12 protein-coding genes are annotated in these 15,164 nt (G+C 50.3%); 4 read left to right on the plus strand and 8 right to left on the minus strand.

Annotation, left to right across the window (positions count from 1 at the left end; translation table 11 throughout):
* Window positions 1-49: 49 nt before the first annotated feature.
* The 7 genes from ABTV53_RS26065 to ABTV53_RS26095 all read right to left on the minus strand — a co-directional run bounded on the left by ABTV53_RS26065 (window position 50) and on the right by ABTV53_RS26095 (window position 7,368).
* A complete protein-coding gene (locus tag ABTV53_RS26065; protein ID WP_433747966.1) occupies window positions 50-931 on the minus strand; it encodes a nitrilase-related carbon-nitrogen hydrolase in 882 nt (293 codons plus the stop codon).
* A 4-nt stretch (window positions 932-935) separates the two neighbouring features.
* Window positions 936-2,225, minus strand: coding sequence for a M20 family metallo-hydrolase (locus tag ABTV53_RS26070; protein WP_433747969.1), 1,290 nt, complete (start codon window positions 2,223-2,225; stop codon window positions 936-938).
* 32 nt (window positions 2,226-2,257) lie between these two features.
* On the minus strand, window positions 2,258-3,631 hold the full coding sequence (locus ABTV53_RS26075; protein ID WP_433747971.1) for an aspartate aminotransferase family protein: 1,374 nt from the start codon (window positions 3,629-3,631) through the stop codon (window positions 2,258-2,260).
* A 19-nt stretch (window positions 3,632-3,650) separates the two neighbouring features.
* Entirely contained in the window at window positions 3,651-4,715 is a 1,065-nt protein-coding gene (locus ABTV53_RS26080) for an ABC transporter substrate-binding protein (RefSeq protein WP_433747974.1), read from the minus strand.
* A gap of 100 nt (window positions 4,716-4,815) precedes the next feature.
* A complete protein-coding gene (locus ABTV53_RS26085; protein ID WP_433747976.1) occupies window positions 4,816-5,754 on the minus strand; it encodes an ABC transporter permease in 939 nt (312 codons plus the stop codon).
* Window positions 5,751-6,563, minus strand: a complete 813-nt coding sequence (locus ABTV53_RS26090; RefSeq protein WP_433747979.1) for an ABC transporter permease — start codon at window positions 6,561-6,563, stop codon at window positions 5,751-5,753. The genes ABTV53_RS26085 and ABTV53_RS26090 overlap by 4 nt, the downstream gene beginning before the upstream one ends.
* Window positions 6,544-7,368, minus strand: coding sequence for an ABC transporter ATP-binding protein (locus tag ABTV53_RS26095; protein ID WP_433747982.1), 825 nt, complete (start codon window positions 7,366-7,368; stop codon window positions 6,544-6,546). Before ABTV53_RS26095 ends, ABTV53_RS26090 begins: the two co-directional genes overlap by 20 nt.
* 521 nt (window positions 7,369-7,889) lie before the next feature.
* Between ABTV53_RS26095 and ABTV53_RS26100 the strand changes: the two genes are divergently transcribed.
* From ABTV53_RS26100 to ABTV53_RS26110, 3 genes are all read left to right on the plus strand, one after another.
* On the plus strand, window positions 7,890-10,115 hold the full coding sequence (locus ABTV53_RS26100) for a methyl-accepting chemotaxis protein (RefSeq protein ID WP_433747985.1): 2,226 nt from the start codon (window positions 7,890-7,892) through the stop codon (window positions 10,113-10,115).
* 303 nt (window positions 10,116-10,418) lie between these two features.
* A complete protein-coding gene (gene moaA, locus ABTV53_RS26105) occupies window positions 10,419-11,420 on the plus strand; it encodes a GTP 3',8-cyclase MoaA (RefSeq protein ID WP_433747987.1) in 1,002 nt (333 codons plus the stop codon).
* 211 nt (window positions 11,421-11,631) lie between these two features.
* Window positions 11,632-12,468 (plus strand): methyl-accepting chemotaxis protein, encoded by an 837-nt coding sequence (locus tag ABTV53_RS26110; protein ID WP_433747989.1) that lies wholly within the window; start codon window positions 11,632-11,634, stop codon window positions 12,466-12,468.
* Window positions 12,469-12,665: 197 nt separating this feature from the next.
* Here the strand turns inward: ABTV53_RS26110 and ABTV53_RS26115 are convergent, their stop codons facing one another.
* On the minus strand, window positions 12,666-13,274 hold the full coding sequence (locus tag ABTV53_RS26115; RefSeq protein ID WP_433747992.1) for a LysE/ArgO family amino acid transporter: 609 nt from the start codon (window positions 13,272-13,274) through the stop codon (window positions 12,666-12,668).
* 323 nt (window positions 13,275-13,597) lie between these two features.
* Between ABTV53_RS26115 and ABTV53_RS26120 the strand changes: the two genes are divergently transcribed.
* Window positions 13,598-15,091, plus strand: coding sequence for a PLP-dependent aminotransferase family protein (locus ABTV53_RS26120; RefSeq protein ID WP_433747995.1), 1,494 nt, complete (start codon window positions 13,598-13,600; stop codon window positions 15,089-15,091).
* The last annotated feature ends 73 nt before the right edge of the window (window positions 15,092-15,164 follow it).

Consider the following 15,164-nt stretch of genomic DNA (forward strand, 5'->3'; position numbering starts at 1 on the left):
AATGTCATGCACCTCCTGGAGAATGATTCGTACTAGCTTCCAGCCACTTTTACAGACTAACCAGATGTTCGTACGTTTCCGGTCTGCGATCCCGATAGAATTGCCATACATTACGTACCTCACGAATCATCTCCGTATCCATCTCGCCAATGACAACCTCATCCTGATCACGGCTGCCGATGGCTACCATTCTGCCTCGCGGGTCCACCAGATACGACTGCCCATAAAATTCACCCATATTCCACGGCGCTTCCACGCCAACCCGGTTAATGGCTGCAACATAATAGCCGTTAGCTACCGCATGAGCAGGCTGTTCCAGTTTCCACAGATATTCCGATGTACCCGCAACTGTAGCGGATGGATTGAACACAATCTCTGCCCCCGCCAATCCGAGCAATCGTGCCCCTTCCGGGAAATGACGGTCATAACAGATGTACACGCCAACTCTGGCATAAGCCGTATCAAATACTGGAAACCCGAGGTTCCCTGGTTTGAAATAATACTTTTCCCAGAACCCGTTCGTACCCTCACCTGCTTCCACATGCGGGATGTGATGTTTGCGATATTTGCCCAGATATGAACCATCTGCATCAATGACGGCCGCCGTATTGTAATACGAAGCAACGCCCTCCACCTCGTACACCGGCAAAATAATCACCACCGCAAGCTCCTTCGCCAGCTCCTGAAAAAGCTTGGTCGTAGGTCCTTCCGGCACCGGTTCAGCGGATGCATACCATCTGGGATTTTGCTCTGTGCAAAAGTAAGGTCCATAGAATACTTCCTGCAACCCGATGATCTTCGCCCCTCGTGCAGCCGCTTCTCGAACCAGCGCAATGTGTTTCTGAACCGCAGCTTCTTTGTGAACCTCAACGGGAGCCGAACCTTCAATCTCATGAGAAGCCTGGATTAATCCGATACTGATTTTGGCCATAACGTCACAACGCCTCCTCAGGTAAAATGGTTGGTTCATTCTCTCCACTGCACATCCTCCGAATGGTGCGATACAACACTTCCGTACCCAATCCAATATCCTCGGGGGTGGAATATTCACTGGGATGATGACTGATGCCGTCCTTGCTGCGGACAAAAATCATGCCATAATCACATACAAAAGAAAGGGCTAACGCATCATGGAACGGACCACTCATCAGTTCTGGCAAAGGAACCCCGATCTCTTCCGCGGATGAACGAATCACCGACATGATTGGCTCTGCACAATACCGCGGCTCACTGTTCGTATCCTCTGTCAGCGAATACGTTAGACCATAACGGGAACTCACGTCATCCAAAATGTTCATCAATCGAGCTTCAAGCCGGTTCCTGCGCTCCATCTCCATGTCTCGCAAATCCACTGTGAAGCTGACTTCCTCCGGGATGATATTCCGCGAATCTGGAAACACCCTCAGACTTCCCACCGTACCTACAGTTGGAGCTTCCGGGTCTTCTCTCACCATATCGTCAAAAGCAGAAATGACTTTGGCGCTGCCTGCCAAAGCATCATGCCGCATTGCCATCGGAACGGAGCCGGCATGACCCGCCATCCCTTTCATCGTCACCGTGAGCCATAGCGGGCCCGAAATGCCCGTCACCAGACCCACAGGAGCATTCAATGCTTCCAGTACCGGCCCCTGCTCAATGTGCAGCTCCAGATAACTGCCTATGGAACCTGGCGGATAGATCGCTTCTTCAAAATCCGAAGGAGAACAACCAAAGGCTTCCAGCGCCTCACGGCGGGTCACTCCGTTTTTATCCTGTCGATCCAGTTCGCCTTCTTCCAACTGACCGGTTATGCCACGTGAGCCGAACAGGCCTTTATTAAAACGGGAACCCTCCTCATCGCAAAAAGCAATCACCTCAATTGGCATACGGGGCTGAATGCCATTTTCGATCAGGCATTGCACCGCTTCGAGTGCGCCAAGCACACCAATCGCTCCATCATATCGTCCGCCATAGGGCTGAGAGTCGATATGGGAACCAATCATAAGGATCGGCAGGGCCTGATCCACACCTTCCAGACGACCAATCAGATTGCCGAAGGCATCAAGTCGAGTCGTCAGACCGACCTTTTCCATCCAGAGACGAACCTGTATGATGCCGTCCATATCTTCCGGGGTCAGGGCAAGTCGGCAGACACCCGTCTCTGCGATTCGGCCAATACGTGACAACTGCTCAATTCGTTCATTCAGCCGAAGCTGATTAATGAGTGTGCCTGTTGTGGTCTGCATCGTCCCTTACCTCCTTGCACATATTTATCGTATTAACCTGCGTCCAGACTACGTAGTGCAACGAGTAAACTTCCAGCGATCAGATCCAACTCATCCTCATTGGTGACAAACGGTGGGGAGATCGTCAAAATGTTTGCAAACCCTGGCACGCTATCACCGTTCTTGCCAATCAGAATACCGTCCCTTTTACAACTGGCGAGTACCTTCATCACTTTATCCGCTTCTGCAGGAGACCCGTCTGCTTCAATCAATTCCACCCCACAGGCGAATCCGAATGAACGGATATCCCCCACAATGGACAGCTCTAGCAAAGGTTCCAGCTTCTCACGAAGCAGATAACCCAGTTCCTCCGCGCGGCTGACCAGATTCTCTCGTTCCAGAATCTCCAGATTCGCCAGTGCCACCCGGCAGGACACCGGATTGCCACCAAATGTGTTTACGTGGCGAAAATGGGCATCCGGCCCGGGTTCCCGGAACGTGTCATACAGATCGGCTCTCACAGCCGTTGCTGATAGCGGCGAATACGCACTGGTCATGCCTTTTGCCATCGTCACAATGTCTGGCTGTACACCATAATTCTGATGACCAAACTTCTGCCCCGAGCGGCCAAAACCACAGATGACCTCATCGACAATGAGCAGCACGCCATAGCGCTGACAGATCTCTTGCACGGTCCGCATATAATCCGGCGGGGGCACAATCATGCCGCCCCCTGTAATCACCGGCTCCATAATTACTGCGGCAACCGTCTCAGGACCTTCCCAACGAATCACCTCTTCATAGATGGATGCGCACTCGAGTCCGCATCCATCTATGTTCCGTCCAAACGGACAGCGATAACAATACGGTGGCGGAACATGAGAGAAGCCTACGCCGAGCGGCTCGTACTTGATCTTGCGGGCGGCTTGCCCGGTCGCGCCCAGCGCACCCATGGAGTTGCCGTGATAGGCACGGTGACGGGAGATGAATTTGTGCCGAGTAGGCTCACCATTCTGATGGTGATACTGACGGGCTATTTTGAAAGCCACCTCATTCGCATCTGAACCCGAGTTGGAGAAGAATATTCGATACTCCCCCTCCAGCCATTCATTCAGCTTCTCCGCCAGCAAAATCGCCGGTTCATGACTCTGCGTCATCGGTACATAAGCGAGGGCTTTCATCTGTTCGTAGGCACTCCTCGCAATCTCCTCACGGCCATGCCCCACATTCACACACCAAAGTCCAGACATCGCATCCAGATAACGTGTGCCATCCTGATCAGTGATCCAGCTGCCCTCCCCGCTTACCGCAATCATCGGATGATCGTTATGAGGCGAGATGTGATGCCATACGTATTTACGATCCTTCTCCAGCCATTCTTCCTTCGTACCGCCAAGCGGCTGCGGCTGCTGATCTACAGAACTCATTCGTCATCCTCCTCAACGCTTATTTCACCGCTTCTTCATAGATGCTTTTCTCCAGCGCTTCATCCAGGTTGGCGGCTTTTTTGATTAGTCCATAGTTCAGAGCAATATCCGCAGTTCGGGTAAATGACTCATCTACAAAACTGCCAACTTGCTGCTCCGTAAATCCTTCCGGGCGAATCAGCTTTGCAATCTCTTCCAGCATCGTGACCTGATGTTCACGGGTGGTGCTGCCCTCCGTCACATTACTCATCACGATATCCACTGTCTCCTCCTGATTGTCGATGGCATAATTCCAGCCTTTCAGAATGGCACGAGTCACTTTAACCGCCAGCTCACGATTACTGTCTACCCAATCTTTCTTGGCAATCAGCGTATCCTCCAGCATGCCAACACCGGCATCTTCAATGTTGAACACATCCAGATCGGATTCTTTTGTTCCACTTTCCAGCACCACGTGATATTCGTTATAGATCGTTGCCGTCGCCACATCTACCTGATCGTTGAAAAACTGATCCATCGTGAACCCCTGCTTCACCAGTTCAATGTCTTTCTTTGGATCCAGGCCGTTCTTCTCCATAAACGCGAGAACCTGAAACTGCTGACTGCCGAACCAGGTACTGACCTTCTTGCCTTTCATCTGAGCGGGATCGGTGATACCCAGGGACTTCTTGGCAATCAAGCGATAACTGCTTTTCTGTGAGATCTGGGCGAGCGAGACGAGCGGCAGACCGTTATCCCGGCTGACCAAAAGACTGTCTACCCCCGTGATCCCCACATCGGCCGCGCCATTGACCACCTGCTGCTCAATCACGATATCCGGCCCACCTGGAATAATCTCGGCATCAATGCCTTCATCTGCAAAAAAACCTTTTTCCTTCGCTGCGTAAATCCCGGCAAACTGAGCCTGCGGCACCCATTTCAGTTGAATTTTCACTTTGGTTAAGGGTTGATCTGCTTCGCCCGCCCCTCCTGAACTTGCAGCAACAGGCTCAGTAGCCGGCTCGGACTTCGTAGAACATGCGCTCAGCACCGTAACCACCAACATAACCATGACCAACAGACCCAACTTCAACGTTTTGTACATGGACAGAACAACCCCCTGTGTATATACGATTTTTCAATTAGGTAGTGTGAGGCTCTACTTCACCAGCTCTATCAATCTATGGTTGCTATCCTGATGTACGTTATGGATCTGTGCGTGCACGATTCCACGGAATGAGTCGTTTTTCTGCCAGGACAACCGCTTCATACAACACAATACCGAGCGCGGCAGCGATGACAATGCAGGACCAGGCCAAGGGCATGTTCGCCAGTCGAATCTGATCCGAGAGCAAGTACCCCAGCCCTTGTGAGGCGATGAAAAATTCACCCACAATGGCCCCGATAATACTGGTCGACATGTTGATTTTCAGACCCGCAAAGAGGGAAGGTATGGCGTGAGGCAGTCTCAGCTTCCAAAAAAACTGCATCCTGCTCGCGGCAAGGCCACTCAGCAGATCACTGTACTGCGGCTGAATGGAAGTCAACCCCTTAAACAGGCTGACCGCCATAGCCGCCATCGTAATGACGGTGATGACTGCAATACGTGACCAGATCCCGTCACCGAACCAATTGTTCATAATCGGGGCAAGAGCCACGATTGGAACAGCATTCAGTGCTGACAGAACCGTAACTGCCGCCCTGCCGCTTGTTGGAAAGAACGATGCACCTGCTGCTGCCAGAGCGCCGAGCAGTGAGCCGAGCAAGAAACCTCCCAGCATTTCGGTTCCGCTGTACATCGCATAACGAAAGAGCATATTGGCATTTTCCTGAATGGATGCCGCAATCGCGGAAGGTACAGGAAGTTGGTAGCTTTCCAGCGAGAATATCCAGTGAAACAACCTGAGCTGCCAGAGAGCGAGAAACATCACACCTGCACCCCAGGGAAGCATGCTCAGTACAATCGAGCGCCCGCGAACGCCAGTGCCCGAGCTGGCCTTTTCGGCTTGTCCCTGTTGTCCATGAATTTCCGATCCGGGAGCAGAGGTCATCTGTGAACCCGTGAGGGGTGCAGCCGCGCCATTGATCGCAGCAATTGCCACACCTTCGTCCCGCTTCCGCTGCATCACTCTCCCTTCACTCACGTGCCATCGCCTCCTTTGGCCCTAAATTCAGGCTGCCAGGGGGTTAGCCAACGTTCAGCCAGACTGATGGCCAGATACGAGATCAAGCCAATGCCAATGCTAAGCATGATGGTGGCCCAGAACATGCCAGCTTGGGCATGACCGTAATATAACGAACTGACCATCAGAACGCCGAGTCCGTCGGGAGCGCCCATCAATTCCACAACGATAGAGGAGGTCACCGCCAGCGGAGCAGCTATTTTCAATCCGGAAAAAAGTCCCGGCAGTGCTGAGGGCAGCAGACATTTGATATATCGCGCGGTCAGTGAAGCCCCGCAGGAACGCATCAGCTCCAGATGCTCTGGTGCTGCACTTTTTAATCCTTTTAACGTATGGATAATGATCGGGAAGAAGGTTACATACGCCGCCATGACAATTCGGGCCCACTCCGCGTTGTGGATAATGCCGTACACAATGGGTGCAAGACCAATAACCGGAACCATCTGTGAGGAGACTACATATGGCGATAATGTGCGCTCCAGCCAGACAGCCGCGCTCATGAGCAGAGCCAGACCCAGGCCGAGCAGCGTTCCCCCTGTAAAACCAATGGCGGCATTGCCAAAAGTGACAGCCCCCTGCTCTGCCAGCGTACCCGAGTAACGAAACAAGGCTGCCAGGACATCGTGCAGATAAGGAAGACGAGACGCCGCCTGCTGGGGTGACAGGAACAGTTGCAGCATCCAGGCGATTCCTTCCCACAGCACCAATACGGCCATAATCCAAATGAAGACCCAGGATCGATATCCTGGTTTAAGGAATCGCAGGGACATGAGATTCATCACGCTCCTCGTAAAAGCAATTGCGAATAGTCGTGATCATGTTATAGTAAGCTTCGGTTTCTCTAAGTTCACCATGACGTTCAGAAGGCAGATTGACGGAATGAATGGAATGCACCTGCCCCGGATGCGCCGAAAGTACGATGATCCGGTCGGACAGAAATACGGCTTCGGGGATACTGTGTGTGACAAAGAGGAAGGTCTTGCCTGTCGAGCGTTTGATCTCAAGCAGCTCCAATTGAAGCTTTTCTTTGGTGAATTCGTCCAGGGCCGAGAAGGGTTCATCCATGAGCAGCAATGGTGGATCAAGCGCAAGGGCACGCGCAATGGAGACCCGTTGCTGCATGCCTCCACTGAGCTGCCATGGATAATGGTCGGCGAAGCGGGTTAGCCCTACCATTTCAAGCAGTTCACTGCTAATGCGGCGGCACTCCTTCCGGCGGGTACCCAGCAGTTCCAAGGGCAATTCCACATTGTGACGAACGGTGCGCCAATCGAACAGGGCTGGTGTCTGGAAGACAATACCGAACTGTCGCTGTATTCGAGCCCGCTCAGGCTCCTGACCCGCAATGCGAACGGTGCCTGAGGTGGGCTGAAGCAGATCACCCACTAACCGGAGCAAGGTCGACTTGCCACAGCCGGAAGGGCCCAGCAGAGAGACAAACTCATTGGACTCGATCTGGAATGTAACATCCGACAAAGCAGTGACTTGTTGTGTACCTGTGCCAAAGACAACGGACACATGATCTACATCAATATGGCAGGCTTCAGGGACTGTAGCTGAGGGTGCGGAGGACATGGGCATTCTCCTTTGTGGAAGTTATTTTCATGGCACACAAGGCTGAATGGGAGGTTTATATACACGAACGTAACAGGTTTTGCTTGTTAGATAATACTATATCGCTTTGGGCGGGGATTACATTATACAGTATGTTTTGAGTATGGGCCTGTTCATGTTACACAATGTAAAATGAGACGGATTCTCAGATCCATACATGTGAGTTTTCTTCGTAGATAGCTAACATGCATTTCACTTAACAACAAACGCACGATCATTTGTATTTATTGAATAAATATTCGGAAAATATGACATATGCCCTCGTATTCTTGTCCATTTTCTTGTATAAAGATTGAATAGACGTACAAGGGCTCCACCTCCACGTGTCATGGCTCCTGAATGATGAAGGCGGTATCACTAATTCCGGATCAATCACCACGCAGGCTGGCTTCCTTTGTCATATATCACTTTGAAAACCACATATGTAGGTCTATCCAAAGATCAGTAGAACGAAGCTTTCAAATCCAGAAATCGGGGTGGTTATGATGTTTGATTGGCTGGGATGGAGAAAAGGATTGCCGCTCTGGCGAGCGTATCGGTTGAACGCACATATAAAGGAAGATGTAGAACAGATTTTTGAAGGAATTGCCGAAACACGGCGGCAGCTTATGATGGACTGGGCAGATGAACAATGGAATCACCTGGATCGATTGCTTCAACAGATACAGTCCGTTCCATTACAGGATGTATTAGAAGGTACACAGCAACGTAGCAAACTAGATGCATGGTTTCAATCCAGTTATATTCGAGCCGTTGACAGTACGGAGCTATTTATGTTGAACGAACAGAATCAGGTGGTATTCTCTACATACAAGAAACATGTTGGACAGATCTATGAAGATCACGAAGCTTTAATTGGACCAGGATTGAAATACTCCAGAGCAGATCGTCATGGAAAAAAATGCTTGTATGGTCCTTATTCCGATCCACTGACGTTGGATATTGGTCCACGCTCGTCCGCCTTTCACGATAATATCACCTTGCTGTTTATCAACCCCATTCTACAGGAAGGTCGATATGTTGGTTCATTATGCAGCCGTGTTCCCGGAGATGTCCTCGGTGACCTGATTCAGCGGGAGTCAGGCCATATCTATCCCGATTCGGGTGACAACTATCTCTTTATGGCTGAGTCAACATTACGACCCCATCTACAGCCCGGCACTGCCTTGTCCAGAAGCCGCTTCGAAGATCGTACCTTTACACATGGAGAAAATCTGAAAGATGGTGTCACCACTGATTGGGGCATCGTTTCCGTTAAAGAACATACCGAGCTGGAGCTTATGTTTACTGATCCGTCGACCGGAGAACTGCACCCCGGTGTAGCTAACACCATTCAGAATGGTTCCAATCTGTTTGTTGCCTTTCCCGGCTACTCGGATTACCGCCATATCTCTGTCATCGGTAAAGGCATCACCTTCCAGCTGCCACACTGTCCCGATCTCTGGGGAATGATGTGTGAAGGGGATCTGGAGGAAGTGTATCGGATACGAAGCATCGGCTGGCGCCAGTTCAAACAGCACAGTTTCTTCACGATCTTGTCAGGTGTTGCAGGAGCCGCGCTCGTCTATGCTCTCACTGGTAGTGGGTGGAGTGCGGCAGCAATGGCGGCTTTTAATATGTTATTCGGATTTTTCACTGCATTACAGCTGCATCGCAGCCAATATCGACGGGTTCATGAAGACTTGCGTCGAATAAGTCGATTTATTCGAATTAACGCCGAAGGCAGGGGTGATCTGACCAAGCGCCTGGACACGTCTGCTTTTGCCCAAGACGAATCGGGTGAACTGGCCAAGTGGATCAATAACATGATTGATTCTCTGGAAGGCATTATGCTGAAGGTACAACTTGCCACGGTAGACGTAATGGATAATCAGGTTCAGATGCGAACCTCAACAGAGACAACCCAGGGTACGACTGAGCGTGTGAACTACAAGCTAGGTTCGATGATTCAGGCTATCCGTACCCAACTGGAAGATCTCGATCAAGCCAAGATCGCTGCCGACCACATGCGCATAACGCTGCACCAACTGGAGACCACTGCAACCGAACAGATCGGCGTGGCCCAGCAGGAAGTGGAACGAATCGGCGACAAAATGACCCAAATCTCAGGAGCGGTATCCGATACCAACCGTACGATCTTGTCTTTCATGGATACCATGAAAGAGATATACCGTGCACTGGCTGTCATTGATGAGATTTCGGCTCAGACCAACCTGCTGGCTCTGAATGCTACCATTGAAGCTGCACGCGTGGGCGAACATGGCCAGGGCTTCTCGGTTGTGGCAGGGGAAATTCGTAAGCTGGCTGATTTATCCCGTTCTTCTACGGAAAACATTCATCAAATCCTGGACCGAATCTCAGCTGCAGCAGGAGCTGCGTCCCAGTTAATTACAGAGGGAGATCAGGTTCTGGCTGAAGGAACAACACTGGTGCAGGCCGCTTCGCAACTTTTGCAAAATGCTACCGCTGAAGAAACCGAGCGCACACAAGTCGTGGATCAAGTGGTTATGCTGATGGAGAATATTGCTGCAATCAGCCATCAAAACCGGGCTACTTCTGCAGAGGTGGAGGCTGAGATGATGGAGCTGATTCGTGATATGCTGCAAGTTCAGCATTCGTCGCAAAACGTGGAAGCCATTACGGTCTTCCTGCAGCAACTCGTGGGACAATTCCATCTAAACCAGCCTGCCAAAAATGCTGTCATCTGACGTCATCATTGACGCGGATTGGAGAAATAGCTAAAATTTGATGCAACTGTTCCTTTTGAAATTGTCGTATCATTTATAATAGAAGTGAGTGTTCAAAAAGACCGGTTTTCAGTACCAAGAAGATGGGATGAAGCTAGAAATGGAGTAGCGGAGCGTAGATGGAGCTACGTGAGCAACGGAGATTTCGGCTGAATTCCATATTCGATGCTGATGATGCCTGTAGGCATCCTTCGTAATCAAAAGCGGGCTTTTTGAACAACCTCTAGAAGATTTCCAATCTGAACCGATGAAAGGGTGGTCTGCATGGAATTGCTTCAGGATTCATTTGGCCGAATACATGACTACATCCGTATTTCTGTTACGGACCGCTGTAATTTACGCTGTGTGTATTGCATGCCTGCGGAGGGCATGGAGTTTGCTCCACATGATGAGATTATGAGCTATGAAGAGATCGCACAGGTGCTGAAGGTGCTCGCTCCGATGGGCATGCGTAAAGTTCGGCTCACCGGGGGCGAACCGCTGGTGCGCAAGGATCTGTATAAGCTCGTCGGCATGATCTCAGCGATTGACGGGATTGACGATATTGCACTGACGACCAACGCTCTTCTACTGGATAAGCAAGCTCAAGCATTGAAGGACGCTGGTTTGAACCGGATTAACATCAGTCTGGATTCCCTGCGCGCTGATCGTTTCTCCATGATTACCCGGGGCGGGGATGTGAACAAGGTACTGAAAGGCATTGAAGCTGCAACAGCCGCTGGCCTTGCTCCGATTAAGCTGAATGTCGTGCTGATGAAGGGTATCAACGATGATGAGATCAAGGATTTCATTGCCATGACGATGGATCAACCTCTTCATGTGCGTTTTATTGAATATATGCCGATTGGACACGCTTCGGATTCATGGCGCAAATCTTATTTGCCGCTGGAAGCCGTGACAGATGTATGCGCTGAAGCAGGCTGGACGGTAGAAAATACAACAGGCCCTGCGGGTAATGGCCCATCACGCAATATGAAAATTGTGGGCTCCGAAGGCACATTCGGATTGATTCATCCCGTGAGCGATCACTTCTGTGATAATTGCAACCGACTTCGGTTGACCGCTGACGGACATATCAAAGCCTGTCTGTACTGGTCGGATGAGTATAATGTTCGCCGTTTCGTGGACGATCCGGATGCCATGGCGGCACTCTTCCTCAAAGCACTGGGTATGAAACCGAAGAATCATGAAATGGCTCTGGCTTTGGAACAAAAAATGCAATCTCATACGCCGACTGTACGACGCATGTCCCAGATTGGCGGATAATAAAGCAGACGAGAACTTGATTGTTCTCGCCTGCTTTTTTGTCATATTTTCATAAATTTCTGAAAATACGCAATCCTCCTGTTTCATTTATTAAAAATTTAATTAATATATCTTATTGCCCTTGTTGGGTCTTCAAGATTCCCATAATTCTGACGATGTATATACAATACATCTGGATGATATGCACATACATTATAGGAGCTGAACCTTATTGAACATCGTTGAAGCACTCGTTGCAGCAAGTCCGTATTTTAAAATTATGCTGAAAGAACACGATATCATGATTGCTGTAACCGATACCGAGAAGTTTTGGTATTATGTTCCCAGCAACGAGCTCGATCTGGGCATCAAGGCAGGAGACCCCGTTTCCCTCGATGACCCTACACTCCGCCGGGCACTTATACACGGAGAAACTTCAGCGAACCGAATTGATGCGAAATTCTATGGCACATCCATCAACTCCGCGGCCACCCCTCTTCGGGATGAGCAAGGGAATATTGTGGGCACACTCGCCATTGGTTTCTCTCTTCAGAATGAGGAGAAACTGGAGTACTTCACTGAATTGATCGGCGGGATCAGCGGAAAATTAACCGATATGGTACAGACGGTAGCGGCCCAATCCGAGCAATTGACGGCCTCTTCCACGCAGATTTTGGATAATACCCGCATGGCTGTGCAGAACTCAGGCGAAGTAAACAAAGTCGCTGCATTCATCCGTGAAATCTCGGAACAGACCAATCTACTCGGCCTGAATGCGGCTATCGAAGCAGCCCGAGCAGGCGAAGCAGGCACCGGATTCAGCGTTGTTGCATCTGAAGTGCGTAAACTTTCTACGGGCACTAAAGAAGCTACAGTGAATATCGAACGTTCCTTGAAGGATGTTCAGCATTCCATCCAGCAGATGCAACAAGAGATCACCTCCATCTCACAGTCCAGCAGCCAACAGGCTGTACTAGTAACCGAGTTCAGCGAGGTCATTGATCAGTTGAACAGTGTAAGCCGTGATCTGAAATTGTTTATTGAATCCATGCTGCTGAAGGCAGAATAAATTCGTACGATGACTCAGATGGTCGTCCAGATATTGAATAATCCCGATGCATTATCGATCACTACATATTCCAACTCGGACTCCATAACTGGATCAACAGGCCATGCAATTTCCAGATTAACACTCACATTGAACTCCCGCGATTAACGTCATAGGGAGTTTCTTTATTTTTACAAGATGAGCCACACCACAGTCTTCTATTCAGCGATAAGCTTCCACAGCATCATACACGCCAGCCCGACCATGACCACAGCGGACAATCGATTGAACACCAGACTGATACGTCCAGTTCGATCCGTTCTCCCAATTACTCTGCCCGCACCTGCAAGTCCAAAGAACCATACCCATGACACAACTGCGGCTGTCAGGGCAAAATAAATACGCTCCACCCCTTCATACTGAAGTGAACTGGTGCCAATCACGGCAACCGTGTCCAGCAGCGCATGGGGATTGAGTAGAGATACCGATCCAGCGAACGCAATCTGTCGCCCCGCTGACATAACCGTCTGCGGACCTTCCACAGATTCGGACGACCTCCAGATACTCCATGCCATATACAGTAAAAACAAACTTCCTGCGGCATACAACACATTCGCCAGCACTGGCCATTGCAGCAAAATAAGCGATACCCCTCCAACGGCTGCCCCGATTAACAACGTATCACTGACTCCTGCCGTTATTACAGCAGGCAACGCATGTATATAACGCCTCTGGCTCATGCCCTGATTAAAAATAAATACATTCTGCACACCCAGTGGCAAGATCAGGCCAAACGCCAGAATCACTGCGTGAATAACAACCTCCATCGTTCTTCCCCCTTCTCTCTGTATTCCATAGTAGGACAGATGAGGGCTGACGTAACCAACCACTTGGATGGCATTAGACCCAACCAAATGTTATAGTTAAAAATAAAAATTTACACTTTAACGGAGAGGGCAGAAATAACCTGAAGAAGCGAAGCTAAAAGCTTTCTGAAAGAAAGCTGCATCGGAAGCATACTCCTCGCCTTTATCCCCAGATTTTCACCTTTATAAGAGCAATTTTAAAATCTGGGGATAACAGCGATCGGAAGGTTGTTCCGCCATCGAAGTACCAAGTGTAAATTTAAACAGAGGTGATTCTGCCTGTCATGGAACGTTCTGATTCTCGACTACACATGGGATGGAAGCCGAATCCTTCTCTCGACCTGCCTTTATATCGCCAGATTGAAGCCTATATCCGCCAGAAAATCACAACAGGTGAATGGTCGGCAGGCTACCGTCTCCCTTCACAGCGAATATGGGCTGAATCCATGGGGGTGAACCGCAGTACATTGGTCACTGCCCTTGATAATCTGGCCGCAGCGGGACTGCTTGAAGGCAGACATGGTGGGGGAACTTATATTTCCGGCTCCGGTTGGCATGGCATGGCTCATGGAGCAATGCCCAACTGGAATGAGGCCATCGAGGAGGGCTGGTATTATCCCAACCTGCCCGAGATTCAGCAGATTAATCAGGCTGAATTCAGGCCCGGCATCATCCGTCTTGGTACAGGGGAGCTTGCCCCAGAGCTGATGCCTCACGATGCTTTTAATGACATTCTGCGCTCACTGTCCCTTCGTTCTCGTACACTGAACTACCTGGAACCTCAAGGAAGCCTGGAGCTTCGTGAGGCTTTGTCCGTCCATTTGCAGACAATTGGCATTCAGGCTTCTCCAGATTCCATACTGATTGTATCCGGCTCTCTTCAGGCCCTGCACTTGATTTCGGTCGGACTTCTCCCTCGCGGATCAGCCGTTCTGCTGGAAAAACCATCGTATCTCTATTCGATTCACGCCTTTCAATCGGCAGGATTGAAAATGAGCGGGATTCCGATGGATGACGAAGGCCTGCATATTGCACGTCTGGAGGGCGCAGCGCAGCATGTAAAAGATCAAGACCACATCTCGCTTCTCTATACGATCCCGAGCTTTCACAATCCCACCGGCTCTGTGATGAGTGATCGGCGCCGGGAAGAACTGATGACCACCGCTCGAACAATGGGCATCTCCATACTGGAGGATGCCGCCTATTGTGATCTGTGGCTGGATAAACCTCCTCCGTCATCGCTAAAAGCAAGTGACCAGGAAGGACGGGTGCTGCATATGGGCACCCTGTCAAAGGCCGTCAGTCCCGGGCTGCGCCTCGGATGGCTTGTCGGACCAGAGCCGGTCATTCGCCGGCTCGCAGATATCAAGATGCAGACCGATTATGGTACCAGCTCACTCGCGCAAGAAGCCGCGGCCTTGTGGTTCGCAGAAGGATATCATGCAGAACATATGGAGCGCATTCGCCCTCAGTTACGCAGACGCAGAGATATTATGCTGGAGTTGCTTCAACGTCACTTCCAGGGAATTGCGGATTGGGAAATACCCGCTGGTGGATTTTACATCTGGCTGCAATTCACCGTATCCCCTCTCTCTATCCGCCAATTGTTCCATACCTGTCTGGAGCAGGATGTGCTTATCCACCCGGGCTACCTATATGACCGGCTGGATGCAAGTCATATTCGGCTGTCTTACGCCTATGCTACTCCTGAGGAGATGGAGCATGGACTACAATGCCTCGTAGAGGCTGTACACAAGCTCATGGATGCTGGCTCCTGAGTTCGAATGCAGGTTCCAGACTTGGCAACCAAAAAAACAGCCTTGACCTGAAAGGACCATGTCCTTTAGATCA

This window comes from Paenibacillus amylolyticus, from assembly GCF_050990605.1.
GTDB classification, from domain to species: domain Bacteria; phylum Bacillota; class Bacilli; order Paenibacillales; family Paenibacillaceae; genus Paenibacillus; species Paenibacillus amylolyticus_H.

Bases quoted from the DNA above. Each gene is read 5' to 3' on its own strand.
- ABTV53_RS26065 (WP_433747966.1), bottom strand. From the start codon at position 931: ATGGCCAAAATCAGTATCGGATTAATCCAGGCTTCTCATGAGATTGAA.
- ABTV53_RS26070 (WP_433747969.1), bottom strand. From the start codon at position 2,225: ATGCAGACCACAACAGGCACACTCATTAATCAGCTTCGGCTGAATGAA.
- ABTV53_RS26075 (WP_433747971.1), bottom strand. From the start codon at position 3,631: ATGAGTTCTGTAGATCAGCAGCCGCAGCCGCTTGGCGGTACGAAGGAA.
- ABTV53_RS26080 (WP_433747974.1), bottom strand. From the start codon at position 4,715: ATGTACAAAACGTTGAAGTTGGGTCTGTTGGTCATGGTTATGTTGGTG.
- ABTV53_RS26090 (WP_433747979.1), bottom strand. From the start codon at position 6,563: ATGTCCCTGCGATTCCTTAAACCAGGATATCGATCCTGGGTCTTCATT.
- ABTV53_RS26095 (WP_433747982.1), bottom strand. From the start codon at position 7,368: ATGTCCTCCGCACCCTCAGCTACAGTCCCTGAAGCCTGCCATATTGAT.
- ABTV53_RS26100 (WP_433747985.1), top strand. From the start codon at position 7,890: ATGATGTTTGATTGGCTGGGATGGAGAAAAGGATTGCCGCTCTGGCGA.
- moaA (WP_433747987.1), top strand. From the start codon at position 10,419: ATGGAATTGCTTCAGGATTCATTTGGCCGAATACATGACTACATCCGT.
- ABTV53_RS26115 (WP_433747992.1), bottom strand. From the start codon at position 13,274: ATGGAGGTTGTTATTCACGCAGTGATTCTGGCGTTTGGCCTGATCTTG.
- ABTV53_RS26120 (WP_433747995.1), top strand. From the start codon at position 13,598: ATGGAACGTTCTGATTCTCGACTACACATGGGATGGAAGCCGAATCCT.